Genomic DNA, 24,725 nt, shown 5'->3' on the forward strand with positions numbered 1-24,725 from the left:
CTATGCCATCTTTTTTGTGGGTCGGAGCTTTACCCTTGTCGCGCGCGTCTGCTGTACGTTTCAGTCATTTTTTACCTTCACTGCTTTTACTGCTGGCGGGGCTCTCGGCTGCGTATGTGAAGGATCTCAATGTGTTCTTCACTTCACTGTTCAATGTGCTGCCGACTCTCGTGCTGCTACTGGGCGGTTCGTACTGCGCGGTCTACCGGCGCCAACGAGAGCTGTTCCTGATGATCACGGTGTACGTGGTCTATTTCCTGCTGGATACCCAGACCGATTACTACCGCGATAACGGTCGCGTGCGGGACGACGCGGCCGTGGTCTTCCATCTGTGTTGCCTGTTGTTACCGTTGCTGTTCGGCATCTACGCGGTCTGGCAAGAAAAAACCCACCTGTTTCGCGACTTCGTCGCACGCTGCGCGGTGCTGTTTGCGGTAGGCAGCGTGGCGCTTGCCCTTGAACAAAGTTTCCCCCATGCCTTATTAAGCTGGTTGGCCGAAATTCGCTGGCCCGCCTTGCATGGACGCTGGATGAGCCTGATCCAGCTGTCCTATCCGATGTTCCTGATTGGTTTTGTGACCCTGGCCGCGCAGTACTGGTATCAACCAAGACCGCTGCACGCCGCGCAGCTGGTAGGGTTGCTGGGGTTGTTCTGGATGTTGCCGCAGACGTTCATCCTGCCGTTCACCCTGAACATCATGTGCAGCCAGGTGATGCTGATGATCGCTGCCGGGGTGGCCCACGAAGCTTATCAAATGGCCTTCCGTGACGAGCTGACCGGGTTGCCGGGCCGCCGCGCGCTCAATGAGCGCATGCAGCGCCTGGGGCGCAATTATGTGCTGGCCATGGGCGACGTCGATCACTTCAAGCGTTTCAACGATACCCATGGCCACGACGTGGGCGACCAGGTACTGCGCCTGGTGGCCAGCAAGTTGTCCAAGGTCAACGGCGGCGGCCGGGCCTACCGCTATGGCGGTGAGGAATTTGCCGTGGTATTCGCCGGCAAGACCCTGGATGAATGCCTGCCGCACCTGGAAGAGATCCGCGAAATCATCGCCAACTACGACATCAAGCTGCGTAACCCGGACCGTCCCCACGACGACCAGCAGGGGCGCCAGCGTCGTGTGGGCAATGGCGCTTCCAGCGTGTCGGTGACCGTCAGCATCGGCGTGGCCGAACGCCAGGCCGAGCAGCGCAGCCCTGAAGAAGTGCTCAAATCCGCCGACCAGGCGCTGTACAACGCCAAGGGCGCGGGGCGTAACTGCGTGGTCGCTGCGGGGCAGACCCGCCGCGGCGCGGTCCGCATGGACAGCGCTGCCGGTTGAGTGATGGTGGTGTATTCAGCGGCCCTACAGTGATTGTCCGGTGGGCCGTGGGGCAGTAGGTTGAAGGCATCTGCTGCCGGAGACATTGCCATGCCTGACTATAAAGCTCCCCTGCGCGACATGCGCTTTCTGATCGATCACGTCTTTGACTTCCACGGCCACTACGCCGCGCTGGGTGCAAGCGATGCCAGCCCGGACATGGTCGGCGCGATCCTCGAGGAAGGTGCGAAGTTCTGCGAAAACGTCCTGGCGCCGTTGAACCGCTCCGGCGATGAAGAAGGCTGCCATTTCGACAACGGTGTGGTGACCACGCCCAAGGGCTTCAAGGAAGCCTTCGCGCAGTACGTGGAAGGCGGCTGGCACGGTTTGGCGGCTGACCCGGCCTACGGCGGGCAGGGCTTGCCAATGTCCCTGGGCCTGGTGCTCGCGGAGATGATCTCCTCCAGCAATACGTCCTGGGGCATGTACCCTGGCCTGACCCACGGTGCGATGTCGGCGATCCGTGCCCACGGCACTGAAGAGCAGAAAAACACCTACCTGAGCAAACTCACCGCGGGCCAGTGGACCGGCACCATGTGCCTGACTGAAGCCCATTGCGGCACCGACCTTGGCCTGATCAAGACCCGCGCCGTACCGCAGGCCGACGGCAGTTATGCAGTCACCGGCAGCAAGATTTTCATCTCGGCCGGCGAGCATGACATGAGTGACAACATCATCCACCTGGTGCTGGCCAAGCTGCCGGATGCGCCGGCCGGCACCAAGGGAATCTCGCTGTTTATCGTGCCCAAGTTCCATGCCGACTCGGGCGAGCGCAACACGATGAGTTGCGGCTCCATCGAGCACAAGATGGGCATCAAGGCGTCGGCCACCTGTGTGCTGAACTTCGATGGCGCCCGGGGTTTCCTGATCGGTGAGGCGAACAAGGGCCTCAACTGCATGTTCACCATGATGAACCATGCGCGCCTGGGCACCGGCATGCAGGGCCTTTGCCTGGGGGAAGCGAGCTTCCAGGGTGCGATCAAGTACGCCAACGACCGCTTGCAGATGCGCTCGCTGACCGGCGCCAAGGCACCCGAAAAAGCCGCTGATCCGATCATCGTCCACCCGGATGTGCGGCGCATGTTGCTGACCATGAAAGCCTTCAATGAAGGCAACCGCGCATTGACCTACTTCTCGGCACAGTTGCTCGATACCGCACACCTGAGTGGCGACGAGGGGCAACGCCAGGAAGCCGAAGACCTGTTGGCCTTCCTTACGCCGATCTGCAAGGCGTTCATGACCGAAACCGGGCTGGAGGTGACCAACCACGGCATGCAGGTGTTCGGTGGCCATGGCTTCATTCGTGAATGGGGCATGGAGCAACTGGTTCGCGATTGCCGGATTGCGCCGATCTATGAAGGGACCAACGGCATCCAGGCCCTGGATTTGCTCGGGCGCAAGGTGCTCGGCAGCCAGGGCAAGCTGCTGCGCGGCTTTACCAAAATCGTCCACAAGTTTTGCGCGGCCAACGCCGAACATCCGCAACTCAAGGCCCATGTGGCTCAGCTCAACCAGTTGAATCAGCAGTGGGGTGAGCTGACGGTCAAGGTAGGCATGGCAGCCATGAAAAACCCGGATGAAGTCGGCGCTGCAGCCCTGGATTACCTGATGTACAGCGGCTACATCATCCTTGCCTACTTGTGGCTGCGCATGGCGCTGGTGGCGCAGGAGCAGTTGGACAGCGGTAGCGGTGATGCCGATTACGCCCAAGGCAAGCTGGCGACCTGCGAGTTCTACTTCAAGCGCCTGCTACCGCGCACGGCCGCGCACCGGGCGGCGGTGGAGGCGGGCAGTGAGTGCCTGATGAGTCTGCCGGCGGAGCTGTTTGCGCTTTAGTGACCGTAAAATACTTGTTGGTCACAAGCAGACCCTATGTGTCACAAAAGTTGTTCGGTTACACTCGGGGTCTGTAAAACCGACCCCACCCGAATAACGTTAAAGTTCTCACGAGGTTTGCCATGGCTGACTACAAAGCGCCGCTGCGCGATATGCGCTTCGTCCTCAACGAAGTTTTCGAGGTCGCCAAACTCTGGGCCCAACTGCCCGCGCTGGCAGAAACCGTCGACGCCGAGACCGTTGAGGCAATCCTCGAAGAAGCCGGCAAAGTCACCTCCAAGACCGTCGCCCCGCTCAGCCGCGGCGGCGACGAAGAAGGCTGCCGCTGGGAGAATGGCGCGGTCTTCACCCCGGCTGGCTTCAAGGACGCCTACAAAACCTACGCTGAAGGCGGTTGGGTAGGTGTTGGCGGCGACCCGGCGTACGGCGGCATGGGCATGCCCAAGGCGGTGTCGGCCCAGGTGGAAGAGATGATCAACTCCTCGGGCCTGGCCTTCGGCCTGTACCCGATGCTGACCTCCGGCGCCTGCGTGTCGATCAACACCCACGCCAGTGAAGAGCTCAAGGCCACTTACCTGCCGAATATGTACTCCGGCGTGTGGGCCGGTTCCATGTGCCTGACCGAACCTCATGCCGGCACTGACCTGGGGATAATTCGGACCAAGGCCGAGCCTCAGGCAGACGGTTCCTACAAGGTCAGCGGCACCAAGATCTTCATCACCGGTGGCGAGCACGACCTCACCGAGAACATCATCCACCTGGTGCTGGCCAAGCTGCCGGACGCACCGGCGGGTCCCAAGGGTATTTCGCTGTTCCTGGTGCCCAAGTTCATGGTCAATGCCGACGGCAGCCTGGGGGCGCGTAATCCGGTGACCTGTGGCTCCATCGAACACAAGATGGGCATCCAGGCGTCTGCGACCTGCGTGATGAACTTCGACGAAGCCGTGGGCTACCTGGTGGGCGAGCCGAACCGTGGCCTGGCCGCGATGTTCACCATGATGAACTACGAGCGCCTGGGTGTTGGCATCCAGGGCCTGGCCTCCGGTGAGCGCTCTTATCAGAACGCTATCGAATATGCGCGCGACCGCCTGCAAAGCCGTTCGCCAACCGGTCCGAAAGCCAAGGACAAGGTCGCTGACCCAATCATCGTCCACCCGGACGTGCGGCGCATGCTGCTGACCATGAAAGCCTCGAACGAAGGTGGCCGTGCGTTCTCCACCTATGTGGCGATGCAGCTCGACACCGCCAAGTTCAGCGAAGACGCCACCGCCCGCAAACGCGCGGACGATCTGGTTGCTCTGCTGACCCCGGTTGCCAAGGCGTTCCTGACCGACCTGGGCCTGGAAACCACCGTGCACGGCCAGCAGGTTTTCGGCGGCCACGGCTACATTCGCGAATGGGGCCAGGAGCAACTGGTGCGTGATGTGCGCATCACCCAGATCTACGAAGGCACCAACGGCATTCAGGCCCTGGACCTGGTGGGACGCAAGATCGTCGGCAGCGGTGGGGCGTTCTACAAGCTGTTCGCTGATGAGATCCGCCATTTCACCGCCACTGCCGGCGCCGAACTGGCCGAATTCACCAAACCGCTGAACGCGGCCGTGGATGACCTGGACGAACTGACCGCCTGGCTGCTGGACCGCGCCAAATCCAACCCGAATGAAATCGGCGCGGCATCCGTGGAATACCTGCACGCGTTCGGCTACATGGCTTATGCCTACATGTGGGCCCTGATGGCCAAGGCGGCTCTGGGTAAAGAGGCTCAGGAAGACTTCTACGCGAGCAAGCTGGGCACCGCGCGTTTCTACTTTGCGCGCTTGCTGCCGCGGATCGCGTCCCTCAGCGCCTCGGTAAAAGCCGGTAGCGAATCGCTGTTTTTGCTGGATGAAGCACTGTTCTAAGGACTTGGAGGGCGTGTAAGCATTCTCTTACATGACGTGCTGCTATTCGTCCTCTATCGCCAAATTGGATCCACGGATAATCTACTTCACATGGACGTCGCGCAGGAAGCGCAAAGCAACAACACGGACACGTAGGATTCTGCCAGGAAGGCGGAGTGAAATGGATGTCAGGGAAACAGTCTGCAAAGCCCCGCTTCGGCGGGGTTTTCTTTTGCCTGCGAAAAAGTCAGGCGGGCGCGTTCATCACGTCTTCCAGCAGCGTGCGCAACAATTCCAGCGTCGCCTGCTGGCGCTGCACATCCCGGCACACCAACCCCACTTTCAACGGCACCCGTGGTTCGCTCAAGGGTTTCCACAGCAACGCCTTGCTGTTGTGTTCATCCTGGGAGCGTCCGGGAAGCACCGTCGCCAGCTTGGTGTGGGGCAGGCTGTCGAGAATCCCCGCCATCGTATTCAACTCGGCCTGCACTTGCGGGCGTCGGCCCAGGTTGGCCAATTGACCTTGCCATATCTGGCGCACCTGAAACTCTTCCCCCAGCAGCAACATGGGTAACTCGGCGGCTTGCTTCAGGGAGACTTTCTTGAATTCCCGCAGCGGGTGATCAGCCGGGATGACCACCTTCAGTTCATCTTCATACAGCAGCACGCCGTGCAGCCCCGGCTGGCGTGGCGGCAGGTAGCTGATGCCGATATCCAGCGAGCCGTTGAGCAGCCGGCGTTCGATTTCCATCCCGGTCAGCTCGTAGATCTGTACGACCAGGTGCGGCTGGGCCTTGCGCACTCGTTCGAGCATCTGCGGCACCAGGCTGGTGTGCACGGTTTGCAGCACGCCGATCGCCAAGGTGCGCAGTGCCTGGCCCTTGAAGTTGCGCAGTGCTTCCACCGCGTGCTGCATACCGTCGAGCAAGGGCAGGGCGTGGTTATACAAAGTGTGGGCGGCGAGGGTCGGCAGCAGGCGCTTGCTGCTGCGTTCGAACAGGCTCACATCAAGGTTTTGCTCGAGCTGGCGAATCTGCTGCGACAAGGCTGGCTGGGAGATCGACAGGCGCTCCGCTGCCCTTCCCACATGGCCTTCTTCGTACACCGCGACGAAATAACGCAGTTGCTTGAAATCCATAAGTAATGCTTATCGAAAATGCTGGAAAATCGAAATGGCCGAGTGCCCCCAAGGCGCCTAGTCTAGCGCCTATTCACAGGGCTTACAGGGCCGGAAAGCACGATGAGTAGTGTTTATGTTGACGGTGTTTGCATAGGCAAGGCAAAAAACCTCCGCCATGGGTTTATCGGTAATACCGACCAAGGTGCGATTGCCAAAGGGGTTCATCCATGAACCTGTTCAACCTGCGTCGCCCCGCCCCCAGCCTGGATGATCTGATCCTCGAGGCGAAGACCCCGGCTCTGCGAGACGATCTTTCCAGCGATTGCCTGATGCCCAGTGTGGCCCGCCCGCCCCAGGTGTTTGTACGCGGCCAGGGCTCCTGGCTGTGGGACAGCGAAGACCGCGCCTATCTCGACTTCAGCCAGGGTGGCGGCGCCAACAGCCTGGGCCATAGCCCACAGGCAGTGACCAAGGCGCTGGCCGATCAGGCCCAATCGCTGATCAATCCCGGTAACAGCCTGCACAACCGCGTTCAACTGAACCTCGCCGACCGCCTGTGCCATCGCACCGGCAGCGACCAGGCCTACCTGCTCAACAGCGGCGCCGAAGCCTGCGAAGCGGCTATCAAGCTGGCGCGCAAATGGGGCCAACTGCACCGTGGCGGCGCCTATCGCATCATCACCGCGAGCAACGGTTGCCATGGCCGCAGCTTTGCCGCGATGTCAGCCTCGGCAGCCGCCAGTGAAAACCGTTTTGAGCCCCAGTTGCCAGGCTTCAGCCACGTGCCGTTCAACGACCTGCCGGCGCTGCACGCGGCGGTGGATGCGCAAACCGTAGCAATCATGCTGGAACCGATCCAGAACGATGCCGGCGTCATTCCCGCGACCGAGCATTACCTCAAGGGTGTCGAACGCCTGTGCCGTGAGCTGGGAATTCTGTTGATCCTCGATGAAGTGCAAACCGGCACCGGCCGTTGTGGCACGTTGCTCGCCGAACAGCACTATGGCGTTCGCGCCGACATCATCACCCTGGGCAAGGGCTTGGGGGGCGGTGTGCCGCTGGCGGCGTTGCTGGCACGGGGCAAAGCGTGTTGTTTTGAGCTGGGTGAGCTGGAAGGCACCCACCACGGCAACGCGCTGATGGCTTCCGCCGGTGTGGCGGTGCTTGATACGGTGCTGAACCACGGATTTCTTGCACACGTCTGCGAGGTCGGCACTTACCTGGGTGAAGGGCTTGCCCGCCTGGCACATCGCTATGACCAGGGTGAACTGCGCGGCCAGGGCCTGCTGTGGGGACTGACTCTGTCGGAGGATTCGGCAGATGCGGTGGTAAACGCCGCGCTCAGTGAAGGCCTGATCCTGAGCGCGCCGCAACCCGATTGCCTGCGCTTCACCCCGGCGCTCACATTGAGCAAAAGCAACGTCGACGAAATGCTCCTGCGTCTGGCCCGTGCCTTCTCCCGGGTGCGCACTGCACAGCTGCAATGCCGCAAGGGCATTGCCGTTTAAGCCCCATATTTCCTGAACCGTCTCGCGGTATACGCGGCGCCTCCAGCCTGATTCTTTTGGCTGGGGGCGTTTTTTTGTCCGCGTAATTTTTGGATTGAAAAGGGTGCTTGAGCATCATTGGGAAAAATGGCCTTTTAGCGGGCGTCGGCAAGGACTGCCGATAGGGCGTGAAGTTATTTATGCCCTATTTCTAATCTATACCACTGAGTGGTATGTTTTTGGGAAGGGATGCCTATGAGGCTCAGGCTGTTCAAAACGCGGAATTTTGCCAACGCAGCCAGCAAGGCTTGGATATGTGATTCGCAATTGAGGGAAGCATTCAGCGAGATGCTTGGCGGCCAAGCCGACAATTTGGGCGGTGGTGTTTGGAAGAAACGTCTGAATCAGAACCGACATCGTTCAATTGTCTTGGCCAAGGGCAGGCATTACTGGGTATATCAATTGCTATACGCCAAGCAGAACCAAAGCAATATCAGTCAAAGCGAGCTGGTTTGGTTTCGGTCGCTGGCTAAGACCTATGAAGGTTTCAGCGAAGCACAGATTCAGCAGATGCTGGATCTCAGGGAGTTTGTGGAGATACATCATGACCAAGAAATATAAAAGTGAGGCGTTTGAGTCCATTCATCAATCCGCCGAAGCGCTTTATGCAATTGGCGCTATTAACAAAACCACCCTTCGTGAGTTCGACGAGGCATGCCTTGCGGATATTCCGGCGCAAATCCCGGCCGAGCAAATCAAACAACTACGCGAGCGCAGTCACGTCAGCCAACCTGTATTTGCCCGTTACTTGAACACCAGCGCCTCCACGGTGAAGCAATGGGAGTCTGGTGAGAAGCGGCCCAGCGGCATGGCGCTCAAGCTGTTGAGCATCGTGCAGAAGCATGGTTTGGAAATCCTGGCCTGAGGATGGCCCCGTGCCAGATCCCACTGAACCCTTACCAACGGCCAAGGTCGATTAGCTTGTACGGCTCACACGAGCCGATTTTCTGGAGCTGAACCCATGGATATCATTCGCATCATCATCGCCATTCTGCTGCCGCCACTGGGTGTGTTCCTGCAAGTGGGTTTCGCTGGCGCGTTCTGGCTGAATATTCTGCTGACCTTGTGCGGTTATATCCCGGGTATCGTGCACGCGGTGTACATCATCGCCAAACGCTAAAAAGACCTCAGCCTTTCGCGATCAGCCGTGAGTTGCGCTCATTGCGAAAGGCCAGTTGCTCGATGGTCTGGGTGGCGTGCTCCGCTTCTTCGCGGGCCTGGAGGATCATGCCGTGGTGCTCCGATTTGCTGCACACCGGGTCGGCGTTGCTGGCATCCCCGGTCAGCATGAACGCCTGGCAGCGGCACCCACCGAAGTCCTTTTCCTTCTCGTCACATGAACGGCACGGCTCGGGCATCCAGTCGTAGCCGCGAAAGCGGTTGAAGCCAAACGAGTCGTACCAGATGTGTTGCATGCTGTGGTCGCGCACATTGGGAAATTGCACCGGCATCTGTCGGGCTCCGTGGCACGGCAGGGCAGTACCGTCCGGCGTTACTGTCAGAAAGATGCTGCCCCAGCCATTCATGCAGGCTTTCGGGCGTTCCTCGTAGTAATCCGGCGTGACGAATATCAGCTTGCACGGGTGGCCTTCGGCTTCGAGCTTGGCGCGGTATTCGTTGGTGATGCGTTCGGCGCGCACCAGCTGTTCCTGGGTCGGCAACAGGCCGACCCGATTGAGCTGGGCCCAGCCGTAGAACTGGCAGGTGGCAAGCTCGACAAAGTCCGCTTCCAGGGCGATGCACAGCTCAATGATGCGGTCGATCTTGTCGATATTGTGCCGATGGGTGACGAAGTTCAGCACCATCGGGTAGCCATGGGCTTTCACTGCCCGGGCCATTTCGAGTTTTTGCGCGAAGGCTTTTTTCGAGCCGGCCAGCAAGTTGTTCACTTGCTCGTCACTGGCCTGGAAACTGATCTGGATATGGTCCAGGCCGGCCTTCTTGAAGTCGCTGATCTTCTGCTCGGTGAGGCCGATGCCGGAGGTGATCAGGTTGGTATAGAAACCCAGCTTGCGCGCCTCGGCGATCAGTTCGGCGAGGTCCTGGCGCACCAGCGGCTCACCGCCGGAAAACCCCAGTTGCGCAGCGCCCATTTCCCGGGCTTCACGAAATACCTTGATCCACTGTTCCGTGCTCAGTTCCTTGCCCTGCTCGGCGAAATCCAGCGGATTGGAGCAGTACGGGCATTGCAGCGGGCAGCGGTAGGTCAGCTCGGCCAGCAACCAGAGCGGCAGGCCGATTTCCGGCTTGGGTGGCAGGTCAGGCAAGTTCGATCCAGTGCTGAGCACGGGCAACCTCCATGAATTGCTCGATGTCTTCACCGAGCTCGGGCACGCCAGGGAACTGCTTGTCCAACTCGGCGATGATTGCGCTGACATCGCGCTCGCCGTCGATCAAGCCACCGATCAAGGCGGCGCTGTCGTTGAGCTTGATCATGCCTTCCGGGTACAGCAGCACATGGCCTTTTTGCGCCGGTTCGTACTGGAAACGATAGCCCTGGCGCCAGGTCGGTTTTTTGCTGCGATCGAAGCTCATAGGGTGATCCCCTTATGCCATACACGCTGATCGGTCACGCTGTGATACGGCGGGCGTTTCAGTTCATAAGCCATGCTCATTGCATCGAGCATGCTCCAAAGAATGTCCAGTTTGAACTGGAGAATTTCCAGCATGCGCTCCTGGCCTTCGCGGGTGGTGTAGTGCTGCAGGGTGATGGCCAGACCGTGCTCCACATCCCGGCGAGCCTGGCCCAGGCGGGTGCGGAAATACTCGTAGCCGGCGGGGTCGATCCATGGGTAATGCTGGGGCCAGCTGTCGAGGCGCGACTGGTGGATCTGCGGGGCGAACAACTCGGTCAGGGAACTGCTGGCGGCTTCCTGCCAGCTGGCCCGGCGGGCGAAGTTGACGTAGGCGTCTACCGCAAATCGTACGCCCGGCAGTACCAACTCCTGGGAGCGCAGTTGATCCGGGTCGAGGCCGACGGCCTGTCCCAGGCGCAACCAGGCTTCAATGCCGCCGTCTTCGCCGGGAGCGCCGTCGTGATCCAGCAGGCGCTGGATCCACTCACGACGAATCTCCCGGTCCGGGCAGTTGGCCAGGATCGCGGCGTCCTTGAGGGGAATGTTCACCTGATAATAAAAACGGTTGGCGACCCAGCCCTGGATCTGCTCGCGGGTGGCGCGGCCTTCGTACATCGCCACGTGATACGGGTGATGGATATGGTAGAAGGCGCCCTTGGCGCGCAGGGCCTGTTCGAACTCGGCGGTGGTCAGCGGTGTGTCAGTCATTTGGCTCGCTCCTACAATTCAATGCTCATGCCGTCGTACGCCACTTCCACATTGCGTCGCAGCAGCTCGGCTCGCTCGGGCGAGTCTTCATCCAGGATCGGGTTGGTGTTGTTGATGTGGATAAGCACCTTGCGCTGCTTGGGCAACTGCTCCAGCACTTCCAGCATGCCGCCGGGGCCGTTTTGTGCCAGGTGGCCCATCTCGCGACCGGTGCGGGTGCCGACGCCACGGCGCTGCATTTCGTCGTCGTCCCACATCGTGCCGTCCACCAGCAGGCAATCGCTGCCGGCCATTATTTCCAGCAACGGTGCGTCAACCTTGCCCAGGCCCGGCGCATAGAACAGCTTGCCGCCGGTGCGCAGGTCTTCGACGATCAGGCCGATGTTGTCGCCCGGGTGTGGGTCGAATCGGTGAGGTGAGTAGGGCGGTGCCGCGCTGCGCAGGGGCAATGGTGTGAAGCGCAGGTTGGGGCAGGCGGGGATCGTGAAGCTGGCGTCCAGCTCGATGCGGTTCCAGGCCAGGCCGCCGTTCCAGTGGGTCAGCATGGTGAACAGCGGGAAGCCGGTGCTCAGGTCTTCATGGACCATGTCGGTGCACCACACCTGGTGCGGGCAGCCTTCGCGCAGGCTGAGCAGGCCGGTGGTGTGGTCGATCTGGCTGTCCATCAGGATGATCGCGCTGATGCCGGTATCCCGCAGCGCGCGGCCCGGTTGCATCGGGGCGAAGCCTTGAAGCTGGGCGCGAATATCTGGCGAGGCGTTGCACAGCACCCAGTTCACGCCGTCATCGGAAATCGCGATGGACGACTGGGTACGCGCCTCGGCCCGCAGGCTGCCGTCGCGAAAACCTGCACAGTTCACGCAGTTGCAGTTCCATTGCGGGAAACCACCGCCCGCGGCGGAACCTAGAATCTGGACAAACATGGCCGCTCCATTACACACAACTCAAAAATAAAAACGCCCCGGGCGAGCCGAGGCGTTGCATTGCGATACAAAGCCAATCAGCGGCTGGCAAAGTACATGGTGACTTCAAAGCCGATACGCAGATCAGTGTAAGCAGGTTTGGACCAAGTCATGTTCTTACTCCTACGAAGGGAAGGGACGTTTACTACCAAGTAATACATATAGTCCACCTCCAAGCGGAGATGTTCAGATGTGTGCATGTGAATGTTACGTACTTCTTTTGAAGATAGCGCTGTCCTGCGGGAAAAAGCCTTTTACCGAAGCGGCAATGATCAGCCAGATCGTTGCCAGGAGCCGGCGGCACAAGCGCCATTGGCCACACAGCACCATCCGCCTGCAGCAGCATTGAGTTGCTGTGCAGCTACCATTAAATCCTCACGGGTGCGGGTCTGGATGAAATCTTGCAGCTGCTGGATGTAATCCGACGGGTGGCCTGCCAAGTGCGCGTGCCAGAGCAGTTCAGCGGCTTGGGAAGTGGGTAGGGCGTCGAGGGAAAATTGCCGGGCCAGATCGTTCGGCAGTTCGCTGGCGTTGATCAGCGCGGGCAGTTGCTTCAGGAACGCCTGCAGGTGATCAAGTATTTGCGCAAGAGACGCGCTTGGGGATTGCACCCCAAACAGCAGGCCGGTTTGCCCGCTGTACTGTCGGATGTCGCTGAACACCGCGTAGCCCAATTGAAGCTCAACACGCAGTTGCTGGTAGAACGGCGCTTGCACCAGATGTGCGAGTAGACGCCAGCAAGCCTCGTCCGCCAGGGAGCGTGTGGCTGTCGGGCAGAACAGCAGCAACGCGGCGTCGCTGGAATCGGTCCTGACTTCGTGCCAACGATGCTGGCTGCTGATTGACGGCAGTTCGCTGATAGCCGCTTGCGGTTGGCCGGGCAGTTTCCCGGCTGCACTTTTTATCGCCGTCTCGCAGGCGGCGGGCAGCCCCACGGCGAGCCCTTGCCAGCGAGCGGTTGACCATCGGTCTCGCCCAGCAACCTGCTGTGCAGCTTGGATGTCGGCGCAATACCCGGGCAATGCCTTGAGTAACTGCCGGATCGCCATTGCCGGCGCCGGGGAGGATGACGCTCCGGCATTTTCGTCGAGCCGGGTCAGCTCGCGTGCCACTTCCTCCAATATCGCGGGCATGGGTTCGTGCAGCCCTAGCATCTTCAGCTGCCAGTGACCGCCGATTGTCTCGAAAGACAACTGAACGCCAGCCTGGCTGGCGTTCTCACGCAGCCGTGGGAAAAGCTCCGCATCCAGCGGCGAATCCAGATGCCAGCGCAGGTAGAGCGCGCCTTCATCTGTGTCACCTGGCAAGGCCTGGCTGAAGGTCAGCGCCGAAAGATCCTTCCGCCCACGGGAGCGATCCTGGGCGAACGTGCGCAGGCCGCGATGGGCGCTGGTTTGCCCGCGAATCAGCCCCGGGCGCTCTTCCCTGGCTGCCGGCTGCAGGAACGGATTGGTGGGCGGCAGTTGCCAGGCGTGCCGGGACGGCGGCAATTGCAGCGAGTCCAGCAGGGTCTTGAGGGAGCTGGCGCTCTGCTCGGACAGGACCAGTTCCTTGTCCTGCCGGGCCAATGCCAGGGCACCACTGACCTGTTGTTTGCGAGCAAGCAGCAAGGCGTGCTCTTCCCGCAGGGGCGCCCAGTCACTGTGTGCGAAAAAGCTCAGCCAGTCGTGCAGCAGTTCTTCGATCAGTGTCGTCTGCTGCGCACCCTGAGTGTCCAGGGTGAACTTGATATCCAACAACGCCTGTCCGGCAAATTGATACAGCGCCGTTGCGTTAATGGCACTGACTAACTGCCGCGACTGCAACTCGGCGAGCAACCCGCCGGGCGCCGAAGTGTTCAGCCACAGGCAGAGGAAATCCAGCGCCTCAGGGGAAGCGTCGCTTGCCACCACCTGATGCCAGTGGTGTTCATCGGTGTGTTGATAAGTACGTTGATTGCCGGCCAGCAACGCGGGCGCCGGCGTCTGTCGCCGCAGAGGTGCAGTCTTCAGCGCAGCGCCAAACTGATGCGCCAATGCCTCCAGCTCCACCAGCGACTGAGGGCCCGCAAGGCTCAAGGTCATCTGCCCGGAATGATAGAAACCTTCATAAAAATCCCGCAAGGCCTGCTGAAAATCCTCACGCTCTACCGGCAAGCTATCCCGGTTGCCCGCATGAAACGCGCGCAACGGATGACCCGCCGCAACACCTCCCAGCAACGCTTGTTGCTGTTGCGCCGTGGCATCTTGCGACCAGGCAATAAACTCCGCCTGCAATACTTCGCGCTCACGCAACTGGTCTTCCAGGGCCAGGCGCGGATGGGCGAGCATGTCCCCCAGGCGCTCCAGTGCGGCTTCAAATGCCGTAACAGGCACCTCAAAGAAAAAGTCGGTAGTGCGCTCGCGGGTGCTGGCATTCACCTGTCCACCCTGGCGCTGGACGTAGGCCATCAGCCCGTCGCTTGCAGGAAAACGTCCGGTGCCCAGGAACAATAAATGCTCAAGAAAATGCGCCAGTCCCGGCCACGCCAGGGGTACATCGTGGCTGCCCGCTGCAACGCGCAAGGCAGCCGCGGCGCGCTTCAAGCGCGGCGCATGATGCAAGGAAACCCGCAGGCCGCTGGCCAGGGTCAATTGAAGGTGATGAGGGTGGGCCGGCGCAGGCATGAGCACTTCCGAAACGTAGGAAGTGCCTATGCTAGCGCAAAGCAGCCGGGATCAGTGCTTGTGCAACGCCCCATAAAGCTCGGGACGACGGTCCAGCAGGTAGCGATTGGCCGCGCGTGAGTCGACCATCAACTGCCGATCGAGTGTGCCCACGATCAGCGCTTCATCCAGACCGGCCTGGGCAATCCGCTGGCCATCCGGCGCGGCGATGCTGCTTTGCCCGCAATACTGGATCTCGCCTTCCTGCCCGCAGTAATTGGCGTAGGCCACATAACACTGGTTTTCAAAAGCCCGCGCCCGCACGGTCACATCGGCGACGAAATCGAAGGGCACCATATTGGCCGTCGGCACCAGGATCAACTCCGCCCCGGCCAGCGCCAGGCGCCGGGTGTTCTCCGGGAATTCCAGGTCATAGCAAATCAGGAAACCCAGCTTCCAGCCGTTCAATTCCACCAGCGGGAAATCATCGTCCCCGGCGCTGAACATCGAGTTGTCGAGGTCGCCAAACAGGTGGGTCTTGCGGTAGTTGCACAGGCGTTGGCCGTTGGCGTCTATCAACTGCACGGCGTTGTAGATCTGCCCGTCTGCACCGCGCTCCGGATAGCCATACAGAATCGCCACGCCCGAGTTTTTCGCCAGCGCGGCGATGGACTGTGCGGATGGGCCGTCCTGGGTTTCAGCCAGGGCGCCGACCGCTTCCACGCCGATGTTATAGCCGGTGAGAAACATCTCCGGCAGTACCAGCAGGTCGGCGTCGGTGGCCTCTTGCGCCAACTGATGCAGGCGCTTGAGATTACCGGCCACGTCCAGCGGCAAAGGTGGGCATTGATACAGGGCAACACGCATGGGCAACTCCTTACTCGGGCAGTGCGATCGGCCCGATCTCGTCGAACACATCCCCCGGCCCCGGGTTCTGCGGGTGAGTGCTGCCACCGAAGTGAGTCATGATGCCCCACACCGCGTTCAGCGAGGTTTGCACGGCGCCTTCAACCCACGCCGGGGTCCAGGACACGTCGTCACCGGCGATGAAAATACCGCGTTGCTCCGCCGGCATGTCCTTCTGCATGAAGTGCGCGTACATCCGTTGGTTATAGCGATAGTGACCGGGGAGTGCGCCTTTGAAAGCGCCGAGGAAATGTGGGTCGGCTTCCCATGACACGGTGATCGGGTCGCCGATGATCCGCGCGGCGATGTCGACTTTCGGGTAGATCTTCTTCAGCGCATCCAGAGCCAGCTTCACGCGTTTCTCGATGGGTTGCGGAAGCATTTTCAGCGCATCGCTCATCCAGGAGTAGGACAGGCAAATCACCCCCGGCTTGTCGTCACCGTTGTCGAACAGATAGGTGCCGCGGGTCAGGCGATCCGTCAGCGTCATGCTCATCAGGTCGCGGCCGGTTTCCGGATCCTTGTCCTTCCAGAATGGCCGGTCGACCATCACGAAGGTCTTCGACGACTGCATGTAGCGGGTGCGGTCCAGGGCCATCCACATCTTTTGCGAGAACAGGGTTTCGTCGCACTCGATCTGGGTGGTCAGCAGCCAGCTCTGGCAGGTGGTCAGCACGGCGGCGTATTCGCGGGTGTCACCGTAGTTGTCGGTGACGGCGAAACGGCCGTCCGGGGCGTGGGCAATGCGCTTGACCCCGGCCCGTGGCGCACCGTTGTGCAGGGAACTGAGGCTGGTGCCTTCGGGCCAGTGGGCGCAACGCTCCGGCACATGGCGCCAGATGCCCATGGGCACTTGGGCGACGCCGCCGACCACCAGATGCTGGTGATCGTCGCAGTTGGTCATCACCACGCGGAAGATTTCCAGCATCGAGTTGGGGAAGTCCGAGTCCCAGCCGCCGGTGCCGAAACCGACCTGGCCGAACACTTCGCGGTGATGAAAGGACAACTTGGCGAACGCTTTGGAGGTCGCCACGAAGTCGTAGAAGGTGCGGTCGTCCCACAACGGAACCAGCGTATTCCACAGCTCTTTCAGGCGCGGTACGTCACGGTCGCGGATGGCTTGCTGGATATCGGCGAACTGCGAGCCGGCTTCCAGGGCGTCGGCCCAGGCGTCAGCCACTTCCTGGAACAGTGCAGGAAGGTCAGCGAGTTTCTGTGCGTAGTGCGTCTGGCCTTCGAGGTCGATGACCGTGCTGCCGGAAGCCGGCGTCAGCGGGTTGGGGAAGGGTTTGGTCTCCAGCCCGAGCTTGTCCACATAGTGGTAGAACGCGGTGGAGGACACCGGGAAGCGCATGCCACCCAGTTCCGCGATGATGCCTTCGGCGCCTTCAAACGCCTGGGAGCGCAGGCGGCCACCCATTTTCGAGGCTTCATACACCACGGGTTTAAGGCCCAGCTTCATCAGCTCATAGGCGGCTACCAGCCCGGCAATCCCGGCGCCGACGATCGCCACTTCGGCGCCGTGGTTGGCCGCCGGAATGCTACCCAGGCCCGCCGGGTGTTCGATCCAGTCATCAAAGGCAAACGGGAAGTCCGGGCCAAAGATAGTGATGGGCTTCTTGCCGTTTGCCGGGTGGCGATTGGTCTTGCTGATGGTGCTGGAAGGAATGCTCATGGCTGACCTTGCTGGCGGCTCGGCGGGGCGCGACCCGCTGAGTATAGGAAAAGATGGCAGCCATTCTAGGGAGCGTAGCGTTCGTTAATAAGACGCAATGTGTCGTCGGATTGAATTGTTTTTAGTCAGAGTGACGAGCTTGCTGGTCAGATTGGTTGGCCGCGATCCAGTTTGTTACTGAGGATGATCGAGGTGGTGGTCTTCTCCACGCCATCGACGCTGCCGATCTGGTCCAGCAGTTGATCCAGCTGTTCCGGCGAATCGGTGCGCAGCCAGGCCACGTAATCGAACTCGCCGCTTACCGCACATAACTGCTGAACCTGCGCCATGGCACTGATCCGGCGCAGCACTTCCTTGCCGGAGCGCGGTTGCACGGTGATCCCCACGTAGGCCTGCAAACCACCGTCCACCACCCGCTGGCTGAGGCGCACGCCATAGCCGGTAATCACCTGGGTTTTTTCCAGGCGCGCCAGGCGTGAGGTGACGGTGGTGCGCGCGATGCCCAGTTGCCGGGCAAGCATGGCCACGCTTTCACGCGCGTTGATCTGCAAGGCGGCGATCAACTGGCGATCGATTTCATCGAGGACGGGAGGGTGAGAGGCGGGCAAGGTGTTCTCCGGCGCGGGCATCAATGGGCGAGCATGTTACAGGCTCGGTCCTGGCGATACTGCCCGCCCGGCCGGGAATTTATTTTCGCCGCTGATCGAACACATTATTTTGTGCCAGATTGTGAAAAGTAACTGTTTGGTACATTATTTTGCGTTAGGTATACAGGAAGGACGTTTGCGCGATGAATAACTTTGGAGCTGCTACCGGCAGCAGATGGTTGCTGGTTGGGCTGGGCCTGCTGATCGCCTTGATCGGCCTGGGTTTGGCAGGCGGTGGCGGTTACCTCGTAGTGCTGGGCGGCAGTTGGTATTTCCTGCTGATGGGCCTGGCGATGCTGGTCTCTGGTGTGCTGATCGCCAAGCGCCGGCCTCAGGGCGCATGGCTGTACGCCGTGGCATTGGTGCTGACTGCGATCTGGGCGGTGTGGGATACCGGTCTGGAATACTGGCCGTTGGTTTCGCGAGTCCTGACCTTCGCCGTCATCGGCCTGGTAGTCGCGCTGATTTATCCACAGCTCGCCCGCGCTTCGGGATCGACACCCGGGCGCGGCGCCTATGGCGTTGCCGGGCTGCTGGGCCTGGGCGTGGTCGCCACCCTGGCGTACATGTTTGTACCGACCCACGTGGTCAAGGCCAGCAGTGAGCCTGCGGTGACTGCGGTAACGCCGGGCACCGAGCAAAAAGACTGGGCCCACTGGGGCAACACCACCGCCGGCAATCGGTTTGCCGCGCTGGACCAGATCAACAAAGGCAACATCGACAAGTTGCAGGTGGCCTGGACCTTCCACACCGGTGACATCCCCGAGAGCAATGGCGCCGGTGCCGAAGACCAGAACACCCCGCTGCAGATCGGTGACAGCGTTTACGTGTGCACCGCCTACGGCAAAGTGTTTTCCCTGGACGCCGATACCGGTGCCCAACGCTGGAAATTCGATCCCCAGGGCAGCGGCCCCAACTGGCAGCGTTGCCGTGGCCTGGGGTATTTCGACAGCAGTGCCAGCGAGCAACCCGCCGGCGCCAAAGCCTGTGTGAAACGTCTGTTTCTGCCGACCGGCGATGCCCGGTTGATTGCGATCAATGCTGAAACCGGCGCGCCTTGCGAAGACTTCGGCGACCACGGCACTGTCGACCTGAAGACCGACATGGGCGAAGTGAAGCCCGGTTATTACCAGCAAACCTCGACGCCACTGGTGGCGGGCAATGTGGTGATCGTGGGCGGGCGTGTGGCAGACAACTTCTCCACCGGTGAACCGCCAGGCGTGGTGCGCGCCTTTGACGTGCACAGCGGCGAACTGGTGTGGGCCTGGGATCCGGGCAACCCGAACACCACCAAACGCCCACCTGCAGGAGAGACCTACACCCGGGGCACGCCGAACGTATGGTCGGCCATGTCCTACGACGCCAAGCTCGGCCTAGTCTACCTGCCCACCGGTAACGCCACCCCGGACTTCTTCGCCGGTGAACGTACCGCCTATGACGACAAGTGGAGCTCCTCCATCGTCGCCATCGACGTGAAGACCGGCCAAGTGCGCTGGCACTTCCAGACCACTCACCACGACCTGTGGGACTTCGACCTGCCGGCACAGCCGCTGCTCTACGACATTCCGGATGGCAACGGCGGCGTGCAACCGGCACTGGCCCAAGTCACCAAGCAAGGTGAAATCTTCCTGCTCAACCGCGCAACCGGCGTGCCCATCGCCCGGGTCGAAGAGCGTCCGGTGCCCCAGGGCAATGTGCCCGGCGAACGCTATTCGCCGACCCAGCCGTTTTCGGTGGACATGCCTTCGATCGGCAATCGGCAACTGACCGAATCCGACATGTGGGGCGCCACGCCGTTTGACCAGTTGATGTGCCGCATCCAGTTCAAGGGCATGCGCCACCAGGGCGTCTATACGCCGCCAGGCCTGGACCGCGCGCTGCAATTCCCGGGCTCCCTGGGCGGAATGAACTGGGGCAGCGTGTCAGTGGACCCGAACACCCACTACATGTTCGTCAACGACATGCGCCTGGGTTTGGCCAACTACATGATCCCGCGCGACAAGATTGCCGCCGGTGCCAGTGGCATCGAAATGGGCGTGGTGCCGCAAGAAGGTACGCCATTCGGTGCAATGCGCGAGCGCTTCCTCTCGGCGGCGGGCATTCCGTGTCAGAAGCCGCCGTTCGGCACCCTGTCGGCCATCGACCTGAAAACCCACAAGCTGATGTGGCAAGTGCCGGTGGGCACGGTTGAAGACACCGGGCCGCTGGGCATCCGCATGCACATGCCGATTCCAATCGGCATGCCGACCCTCGGCGCGTCCCTGGCCACCCAGTCCGGCTTGCTGTTTTTCGCCGGCACCCAGGACTTCTACCTGCGCGCTTTCGACACCGGCAACGGCAACGAGATCTGGAAATCACGGCTGCCGGTGGGTAGCCAGTCGGGGCCGATGACCTACGTGTCGCCCAAGACCGGCACGCAGTACATCGTGCTCACCGCTGGCGGCGCGCGACAGTCGCCGGACCGTGGGGATTATGTGATTGCCTACGCGTTGCCCAAGAAATAGGGCGTGAAAAAGCCGCACGGATGTGCGGCTTTTTTTTGCGTCTTAGATCGTGTCTGCCAGCAGGCATCGGGCAAAGAGTTGTGGCACCGGAAGGTTGCGCTGGCTGTAGCGGCTCAGCAGGATGATTTCCCGGTTAAAGGTCAGCTCGCCCAGCGGGATGACACGCACCTGCGGGGATCGGTCCAGCCATAGTCCGGCGTGGGGAACCAGTGAAACGCCCAGGCCGCATTCGACCATTTTGACCAGCGCCTCGATCTCGTCCAGTTCCAGCGCCACTTGCACGTCCAGCCGCTGATCCCGCAGAAAGCGACTGACCAGCCGCCCGCCAAACGAAGCCCGGTCGTAGCGCACGTGAGGATGAGCGGCGAGCAGTTGCAGCGGGTCATCCCCCTCGACCGTCAGCGGCGCGATCAACACAAACGGCTCCCTGCGCAGCAGTTGCACGTGCAGTTCCTTGGGCAAGTCAAAGGGTGGGCGAATGATGATCGCCGAGTCGAGTTCGCCTGCATCCACCTGGCTGAGCAGCTCCAGGGAAACTCCCGGCACCAACTTGCACTCCACCGTCGGCGCCGCCTGGCGCAAACGCACCAGGGCCTGGGGCAGCAGGCCGGTCTGGGCGGTGGTGATGGCGCCGACCTTCAACTCGCCCCTGTACTCATTGGCATCCACCGGCACAGCCATGCGGTTGAACGTCTCGAGAATCTCCCTGGCCAGCGGCAGCGCGCGGATCCCCGCCGCGTTCAGCGTGGCCTGGCGCCCGGTTCGGTCGAACAACTGCACGCCGAGCACCTGCTCCAACTGACGGATCTGCGCACTCACCGCCGATTGTGTCAGCCCGATATGCATGCCCGCTGCGGCGAACGTGCCATGGCGGGTAACGGCGATAAAGGTTTTCAGTTCCCGCAGCATGGGCGTCTCGATTGATCGAAATAATTTGAGCTCGCTGCGAAAACTATCGTCTTTCCATCGGTTACGGCAAGGCTAGACTCGCAAGGACTTAATACCCATAGAGGTTAGACCTGATGGCACTGGCTCCTTTTCACTTGGCAATTCCGGTATTCGACTTGGCGGCTGCGCGGCAGTTTTACGGTGACGTGTTCGGCCTGGAGGAGGGGCGCGCCAGTGATCACTGGGTGGACTTCAACTTCTTCGGCCATCAACTGGTCATCCATGAACATCCGAAAACTGCTTCTCAAGAAGCGGCGCACACCAATGCGGTAGACGGCCACGATGTACCGGTGCCGCATTTTGGCGTGGTGCTGAGCTGGGATGATTGGCATGCGCTGGCGGAGCGGTTACAGGCACGCAATACCCGATTTGTGCTGGAGCCGCACATTCGTTTCAAAGGCCAGGTGGGCGAGCAGGCGACGTTGTTTCTGTTTGACCCGTGCGGCAACGCGTTGGAGTTCAAGGCGTTCAAGGACATTGGGCAGTTGTTTGCCAAGTGAGGGCGCTTTGATGAATGGCCTGGATGCGACGGGCATCGCCGAGGCGGTGGGTTCGGGGGCAATTACGCCGGCTTTGGTTGCTGAACACTTTCTTGCGCGCATAGGTGTCGACGAACCAGATATCCAGGCGTTTGTATCCTTCGACGCTGAGGCGGTGCGCGAGCAGGCGTTGCAGCTTGAAGGCTGTTCCGGTCCGCTGGCGGGCTTGCCCGTGGGGATCAAGGACATCTTCGATACCGCCGACCACCCAACGGAATTCTATTCGCCGATTTACCAGGGTAATCGTCCATCGCGGGATGCCCATGTGGTGACGCTGCTACGCCAGGCGGGCGCTATCATCATGGGCAAGACCCACACCACCGAATTTGCCTACATGAACACGGGGCCGACGCGTAATCCGCTGGATTTGTCCTGCACTCCGGGTAGCTCCAGCGCGGGTTCCGCGGCGGGGATGGCGGCCGGTTTTTTCCCGTTGGCGTTGGGTACCCAAACGGCGGGGTCGTTGCTCAAGCCTGCGGCTTATTGCGGGTTGTTTGCCTTCAAACCTTCGTTTGGACTGGTCTCGCTGGAAGGCGTGAAACCCCTGGCGCCGAGCTTCGATACCGTGGGTTGGTATGGCCGTTCGGTGCGTGATCTTGAGCGGGTGGCGCGGGTGTTGATCCCGGGGTTTCCGGCTGTTGAGGCGGGGCGTCGGCCCTTGCGGCTTGGTTTCTGCCGTACCTCTCGCTGGTCGGATGTGCAGCCGTTGGTGGCCGAGGCTATTGAACGAGCGGTTGCACGGTTGGGGCCTCTTGTCAGTGAGGTCGTGTTGCCTGAAGCGTTCGACGGAGTATTCGACGATCACCAGTTGATCAACGATTGCGAAGGTGCCCGTTCATTGGCCAAGGAGTTTCAGTCTCATCCCGAACTACTCAGCGACTCGACGTTGGCCATGATCGAGCGCGCCCAGACGACGAGTTGGGAGCAGGAGTCGGCAGCCAAGGCCCGCTTGGTACAACTGGCCCCGCAGCTTGCGCAAATCTGCCAGCCGTTTGATGCGATGTTGAGTGTTTCCTGCGGGATGCTGGCGCCGGTGGGGTTGGCGACCACGGGCCCGTCGGACTTCATCAAGTTCTGGGGCGCTTTTGGCTTGCCGCAGGTGAATGTGCCGGTGATGCGTGGGGAAGGGGAGTTGCCGGTGGGGTTGCAGGTGATTGGGGCGTTTAGAGGGGATGCGCCGTTGCTAGGTACGGCGCAAGTCATTGTTAATGCGTTGGTAAGCTGAGAGTCAGTCAAGGCACAAAAACTGACATTAGTTCGCTGGCGAAGCGGCGATAGGCGTAGTCATCATATTCTTCGCATGAGCCCGTTCAGAAATGAGCGGGCTTTTTTCATTGGTGTGTCCTGTGTGTATAAAAGATGCTGCAGGATACCTTCGGTGTGTAAGATACACACTGCGGAGCGGGCGCGATGAGAAGCAGAGAGGTAATTGACTTGCTGATGGCGGATGGATGGTTTGAGGTGGCGGCGAAAGGCAGTCACCATCAATTCAAGCACTCAACCAAGCCCGGCCGGGTGACGGTTCCTCATCCTAAATCAGAGATAGCCAAGGGGACCTTGCACAGCATTTTGAAATCAGCAGGCCTGAAGTGATGACCGTAGGTTATGTGGTGAATGATCCCGCTGCGGCTCATTCAAAGGAGGAAAAATGAAATTTCCAGTGGTGATACACAAAGACGCTGATTCAGATTACAGCGTGACCGTCCCGGACGTGCCAGGTTGCTTTTCTGCGGGCACAACCTTTTCCGAAGCTCTGGATAATGTCCGCGAAGCTTTAGCGCTGCACCTCGAGGGATTGGTTGCTGATGAGGAGCGGCTTCCTCAGGCTAGAGAGGTCGACGTCCATTTGGAGAATCCGGACTTTGCGGGTGGCGTGTGGGCGGTGATCGACTTTGATCTCACTCCTTACCTGGGCAAGTCAGTCAGGTTCAACGCCTCACTGCCTGAGCAACTTTTGAATCGTATCGATGAGCGAGTGCAAAAAGACCATCGCTATGCCTCGCGCTCTGGGTTCCTGGCGACGGCGGCTTTGCGCGAACTTTCCGTTCGATAACGGGCCGGTAGAGCACGCAGTACAAAAAAGGCTTACGCCGCAAAGCGTAAGTCTTTCTTTTATTCGAGGAGGTGTGATCAGCGAGACTACGACCCCTTGCACACCTTCGCAGCGGCAGCATCGTTCGGGATAAATGAATCCGGCGCGCCCGGCTTCAGCACCACGTACCCTCGCCGCCACGGTTGATCGTCCACCAGATTCCAGCGATGCCCTGTGCCGGTGTTGTCTTCGGCGATCAGTACTTCACCCGGATGCAACGTGAACTTCTCACCGCCGCGTGTCACGAACGCCAGGGTGCCGGACAGCGTCATGACGTACTGTGGCTCCGGGTCGTTATGCCAGCTATACGAGGAATGCGCCGCCGTTTGCTTGAAGTGAATGGCGGTCACGTCATTGCGCATGCTCTGGTCGATGGTGCCTTCCAGTACGTGCGAATTGTTGTCGGCGCCGGTGCAGAGCTTGAATGCCTTGATGGAGTCAGTGGCGGCGGGGGCGGCTTGTGCGCCGCTCAAGGTTGCGAGGGTGATTGCGACGGCGGCTGTGGCACGCATGCCCAGGCTGTGGATTGCGTTGCGCGGCGAGCGTTTTTGCTGATGCATGGAACAAGTTTCCCTCGTGCTGAATTGGCGTTGACTGGGAATCATGGTCAGCGCCGTAGCCGTTCGGGACAACTAACTAATGTTTCATTGCTGCACGACTCACGCGCGCCAGAAACGACAAAGCCGCGCAATGCGCGGCTTTCAAGATGGTGGGCCCAGTAGGACTCGAACCTACGACCAAGGGATTATGAGTCCCCTGCTCTAACCAACTGAGCTATAGGCCCTCAGTAGGCCGCG

General features: G+C 60.6%; 24 protein-coding genes and 1 tRNA gene. 12 read left to right on the top strand and 13 right to left on the bottom strand.

Features of this window, described 5'->3' with window-relative positions; genetic code table 11:
* The first annotated feature begins 35 nt into the window (after positions 1-35).
* From HX869_RS12850 to HX869_RS12860, 3 genes are all read left to right on the top strand, one after another.
* Entirely contained in the window at positions 36-1,325 is a 1,290-nt protein-coding gene (locus HX869_RS12850; protein ID WP_023659318.1) for a diguanylate cyclase, read from the top strand.
* Positions 1,326-1,415: 90 nt separating this feature from the next.
* Complete coding sequence (locus tag HX869_RS12855; RefSeq protein WP_177008814.1) at positions 1,416-3,200, top strand: acyl-CoA dehydrogenase C-terminal domain-containing protein; 1,785 nt, start codon at positions 1,416-1,418, stop codon at positions 3,198-3,200.
* A gap of 122 nt (positions 3,201-3,322) precedes the next feature.
* On the top strand, positions 3,323-5,101 hold the full coding sequence (locus tag HX869_RS12860; RefSeq protein WP_177020657.1) for an acyl-CoA dehydrogenase C-terminal domain-containing protein: 1,779 nt from the start codon (positions 3,323-3,325) through the stop codon (positions 5,099-5,101).
* Between the two features lie 226 nt (positions 5,102-5,327).
* Here the strand turns inward: HX869_RS12860 and HX869_RS12865 are convergent, their stop codons facing one another.
* On the bottom strand, positions 5,328-6,218 hold the full coding sequence (locus HX869_RS12865) for a LysR family transcriptional regulator (RefSeq protein ID WP_003211052.1): 891 nt from the start codon (positions 6,216-6,218) through the stop codon (positions 5,328-5,330).
* A 209-nt stretch (positions 6,219-6,427) separates the two neighbouring features.
* Between HX869_RS12865 and HX869_RS12870 the strand changes: the two genes are divergently transcribed.
* From HX869_RS12870 to HX869_RS12885, 4 genes are all read left to right on the top strand, one after another.
* Entirely contained in the window at positions 6,428-7,708 is a 1,281-nt protein-coding gene (locus HX869_RS12870; RefSeq protein ID WP_178903154.1) for an aspartate aminotransferase family protein, read from the top strand.
* Positions 7,709-7,942: 234 nt separating this feature from the next.
* Positions 7,943-8,308: a type II toxin-antitoxin system RelE/ParE family toxin gene (locus tag HX869_RS12875; protein WP_177041282.1), complete on the top strand. Its 366-nt coding sequence runs from the start codon at positions 7,943-7,945 to the stop codon at positions 8,306-8,308.
* Positions 8,292-8,612 carry a DNA-binding transcriptional regulator gene (locus tag HX869_RS12880; protein ID WP_063026725.1) on the top strand — a complete coding sequence of 107 codons (321 nt, stop codon included), beginning with the start codon at positions 8,292-8,294 and terminating at the stop codon, positions 8,610-8,612. Before HX869_RS12875 ends, HX869_RS12880 begins: the two co-directional genes overlap by 17 nt.
* A 96-nt stretch (positions 8,613-8,708) precedes the next feature.
* Entirely contained in the window at positions 8,709-8,867 is a 159-nt protein-coding gene (locus tag HX869_RS12885) for a YqaE/Pmp3 family membrane protein (RefSeq protein ID WP_003211049.1), read from the top strand.
* Between the two features lie 7 nt (positions 8,868-8,874).
* Here the strand turns inward: HX869_RS12885 and pqqE are convergent, their stop codons facing one another.
* The 9 genes from pqqE to HX869_RS12930 all read right to left on the bottom strand — a co-directional run bounded on the left by pqqE (position 8,875) and on the right by HX869_RS12930 (position 17,827).
* Positions 8,875-10,014 carry a pyrroloquinoline quinone biosynthesis protein PqqE gene (gene pqqE, locus HX869_RS12890; RefSeq protein ID WP_008434380.1) on the bottom strand — a complete coding sequence of 380 codons (1,140 nt, stop codon included), beginning with the start codon at positions 10,012-10,014 and terminating at the stop codon, positions 8,875-8,877.
* Positions 10,007-10,282 carry a pyrroloquinoline quinone biosynthesis peptide chaperone PqqD gene (gene pqqD, locus HX869_RS12895; RefSeq protein WP_003211043.1) on the bottom strand — a complete coding sequence of 92 codons (276 nt, stop codon included), beginning with the start codon at positions 10,280-10,282 and terminating at the stop codon, positions 10,007-10,009. Before pqqD ends, pqqE begins: the two co-directional genes overlap by 8 nt.
* Positions 10,279-11,031 (bottom strand): pyrroloquinoline-quinone synthase PqqC, encoded by a 753-nt coding sequence (gene pqqC / locus HX869_RS12900; RefSeq protein WP_003211042.1) that lies wholly within the window; start codon positions 11,029-11,031, stop codon positions 10,279-10,281. Before pqqC ends, pqqD begins: the two co-directional genes overlap by 4 nt.
* An 11-nt stretch (positions 11,032-11,042) precedes the next feature.
* Positions 11,043-11,954, bottom strand: coding sequence for a pyrroloquinoline quinone biosynthesis protein PqqB (gene pqqB, locus HX869_RS12905; RefSeq protein WP_003211040.1), 912 nt, complete (start codon positions 11,952-11,954; stop codon positions 11,043-11,045).
* A gap of 77 nt (positions 11,955-12,031) precedes the next feature.
* Positions 12,032-12,106: a pyrroloquinoline quinone precursor peptide PqqA gene (pqqA, locus tag HX869_RS12910; protein ID WP_003194766.1), complete on the bottom strand. Its 75-nt coding sequence runs from the start codon at positions 12,104-12,106 to the stop codon at positions 12,032-12,034.
* A gap of 159 nt (positions 12,107-12,265) precedes the next feature.
* Complete coding sequence (pqqF, locus tag HX869_RS12915; protein ID WP_178903155.1) at positions 12,266-14,638, bottom strand: pyrroloquinoline quinone biosynthesis protein PqqF; 2,373 nt, start codon at positions 14,636-14,638, stop codon at positions 12,266-12,268.
* A 51-nt stretch (positions 14,639-14,689) separates the two neighbouring features.
* Positions 14,690-15,484, bottom strand: coding sequence for a carbon-nitrogen hydrolase family protein (locus HX869_RS12920; RefSeq protein WP_003211036.1), 795 nt, complete (start codon positions 15,482-15,484; stop codon positions 14,690-14,692).
* A 10-nt stretch (positions 15,485-15,494) separates the two neighbouring features.
* Positions 15,495-17,177, bottom strand: coding sequence for an NAD(P)/FAD-dependent oxidoreductase (locus tag HX869_RS12925; RefSeq protein ID WP_177020672.1), 1,683 nt, complete (start codon positions 17,175-17,177; stop codon positions 15,495-15,497).
* Positions 17,178-17,344: 167 nt separating this feature from the next.
* Positions 17,345-17,827: an Lrp/AsnC family transcriptional regulator gene (locus tag HX869_RS12930; RefSeq protein WP_050543199.1), complete on the bottom strand. Its 483-nt coding sequence runs from the start codon at positions 17,825-17,827 to the stop codon at positions 17,345-17,347.
* Between the two features lie 161 nt (positions 17,828-17,988).
* On the opposite strand from HX869_RS12930, the gene HX869_RS12935 reads away from it, so the two are divergent.
* Positions 17,989-20,349 (top strand): glucose/quinate/shikimate family membrane-bound PQQ-dependent dehydrogenase, encoded by a 2,361-nt coding sequence (locus tag HX869_RS12935; protein WP_178903156.1) that lies wholly within the window; start codon positions 17,989-17,991, stop codon positions 20,347-20,349.
* Between the two features lie 42 nt (positions 20,350-20,391).
* On the opposite strand, the gene HX869_RS12940 is transcribed toward HX869_RS12935, so the two are convergent.
* Positions 20,392-21,258: a LysR family transcriptional regulator gene (locus tag HX869_RS12940; RefSeq protein ID WP_003211026.1), complete on the bottom strand. Its 867-nt coding sequence runs from the start codon at positions 21,256-21,258 to the stop codon at positions 20,392-20,394.
* Between the two features lie 113 nt (positions 21,259-21,371).
* On the opposite strand from HX869_RS12940, the gene HX869_RS12945 reads away from it, so the two are divergent.
* The 4 genes from HX869_RS12945 to HX869_RS12960 all read left to right on the top strand — a co-directional run bounded on the left by HX869_RS12945 (position 21,372) and on the right by HX869_RS12960 (position 23,889).
* A complete protein-coding gene (locus HX869_RS12945; RefSeq protein ID WP_178903157.1) occupies positions 21,372-21,797 on the top strand; it encodes a VOC family protein in 426 nt (141 codons plus the stop codon).
* A 10-nt stretch (positions 21,798-21,807) separates the two neighbouring features.
* Positions 21,808-23,061: an amidase gene (locus tag HX869_RS12950; RefSeq protein WP_178903158.1), complete on the top strand. Its 1,254-nt coding sequence runs from the start codon at positions 21,808-21,810 to the stop codon at positions 23,059-23,061.
* 185 nt (positions 23,062-23,246) lie between these two features.
* A complete protein-coding gene (locus HX869_RS12955; RefSeq protein ID WP_003211022.1) occupies positions 23,247-23,429 on the top strand; it encodes a type II toxin-antitoxin system HicA family toxin in 183 nt (60 codons plus the stop codon).
* Positions 23,430-23,484: 55 nt separating this feature from the next.
* On the top strand, positions 23,485-23,889 hold the full coding sequence (locus HX869_RS12960; RefSeq protein ID WP_178903159.1) for a type II toxin-antitoxin system HicB family antitoxin: 405 nt from the start codon (positions 23,485-23,487) through the stop codon (positions 23,887-23,889).
* A gap of 86 nt (positions 23,890-23,975) precedes the next feature.
* On the opposite strand, the gene HX869_RS12965 is transcribed toward HX869_RS12960, so the two are convergent.
* Both HX869_RS12965 and HX869_RS12970 read right to left on the bottom strand, forming a co-directional pair.
* Positions 23,976-24,488: a hypothetical protein gene (locus HX869_RS12965; protein ID WP_178903160.1), complete on the bottom strand. Its 513-nt coding sequence runs from the start codon at positions 24,486-24,488 to the stop codon at positions 23,976-23,978.
* A 147-nt stretch (positions 24,489-24,635) separates the two neighbouring features.
* A tRNA-Ile gene (locus HX869_RS12970) sits at positions 24,636-24,712 on the bottom strand.
* Positions 24,713-24,725: the final 13 nt, after the last annotated feature.

The organism is Pseudomonas sp. P7779 (genome assembly GCF_013386315.1).
Taxonomy (GTDB): Bacteria; Pseudomonadota; Gammaproteobacteria; order Pseudomonadales; family Pseudomonadaceae; genus Aquipseudomonas.

What these genes read in the sequence shown, in the direction of transcription:
- pqqC (WP_003211042.1), bottom strand. Translation starts at nt 11,031, where the DNA reads ATGACTGACACACCGCTGACCACCGCCGAGTTCGAACAGGCCCTGCGC.
- HX869_RS12880 (WP_063026725.1), top strand. Translation starts at nt 8,292, where the DNA reads ATGACCAAGAAATATAAAAGTGAGGCGTTTGAGTCCATTCATCAATCC.
- HX869_RS12955 (WP_003211022.1), top strand. Translation starts at nt 23,247, where the DNA reads ATGAGAAGCAGAGAGGTAATTGACTTGCTGATGGCGGATGGATGGTTT.
- HX869_RS12875 (WP_177041282.1), top strand. Translation starts at nt 7,943, where the DNA reads ATGAGGCTCAGGCTGTTCAAAACGCGGAATTTTGCCAACGCAGCCAGC.
- HX869_RS12935 (WP_178903156.1), top strand. Translation starts at nt 17,989, where the DNA reads ATGAATAACTTTGGAGCTGCTACCGGCAGCAGATGGTTGCTGGTTGGG.
- pqqD (WP_003211043.1), bottom strand. Translation starts at nt 10,282, where the DNA reads ATGAGCTTCGATCGCAGCAAAAAACCGACCTGGCGCCAGGGCTATCGT.
- HX869_RS12870 (WP_178903154.1), top strand. Translation starts at nt 6,428, where the DNA reads ATGAACCTGTTCAACCTGCGTCGCCCCGCCCCCAGCCTGGATGATCTG.
- HX869_RS12965 (WP_178903160.1), bottom strand. Translation starts at nt 24,488, where the DNA reads ATGCATCAGCAAAAACGCTCGCCGCGCAACGCAATCCACAGCCTGGGC.
- HX869_RS12855 (WP_177008814.1), top strand. Translation starts at nt 1,416, where the DNA reads ATGCCTGACTATAAAGCTCCCCTGCGCGACATGCGCTTTCTGATCGAT.
- HX869_RS12930 (WP_050543199.1), bottom strand. Translation starts at nt 17,827, where the DNA reads ATGCCCGCGCCGGAGAACACCTTGCCCGCCTCTCACCCTCCCGTCCTC.
- pqqF (WP_178903155.1), bottom strand. Translation starts at nt 14,638, where the DNA reads ATGCCTGCGCCGGCCCACCCTCATCACCTTCAATTGACCCTGGCCAGC.
- HX869_RS12920 (WP_003211036.1), bottom strand. Translation starts at nt 15,484, where the DNA reads ATGCGTGTTGCCCTGTATCAATGCCCACCTTTGCCGCTGGACGTGGCC.
- HX869_RS12885 (WP_003211049.1), top strand. Translation starts at nt 8,709, where the DNA reads ATGGATATCATTCGCATCATCATCGCCATTCTGCTGCCGCCACTGGGT.
- pqqB (WP_003211040.1), bottom strand. Translation starts at nt 11,954, where the DNA reads ATGTTTGTCCAGATTCTAGGTTCCGCCGCGGGCGGTGGTTTCCCGCAA.
- HX869_RS12950 (WP_178903158.1), top strand. Translation starts at nt 21,808, where the DNA reads ATGAATGGCCTGGATGCGACGGGCATCGCCGAGGCGGTGGGTTCGGGG.
- HX869_RS12940 (WP_003211026.1), bottom strand. Translation starts at nt 21,258, where the DNA reads ATGCTGCGGGAACTGAAAACCTTTATCGCCGTTACCCGCCATGGCACG.
- HX869_RS12865 (WP_003211052.1), bottom strand. Translation starts at nt 6,218, where the DNA reads ATGGATTTCAAGCAACTGCGTTATTTCGTCGCGGTGTACGAAGAAGGC.
- HX869_RS12945 (WP_178903157.1), top strand. Translation starts at nt 21,372, where the DNA reads ATGGCACTGGCTCCTTTTCACTTGGCAATTCCGGTATTCGACTTGGCG.
- HX869_RS12960 (WP_178903159.1), top strand. Translation starts at nt 23,485, where the DNA reads ATGAAATTTCCAGTGGTGATACACAAAGACGCTGATTCAGATTACAGC.
- HX869_RS12860 (WP_177020657.1), top strand. Translation starts at nt 3,323, where the DNA reads ATGGCTGACTACAAAGCGCCGCTGCGCGATATGCGCTTCGTCCTCAAC.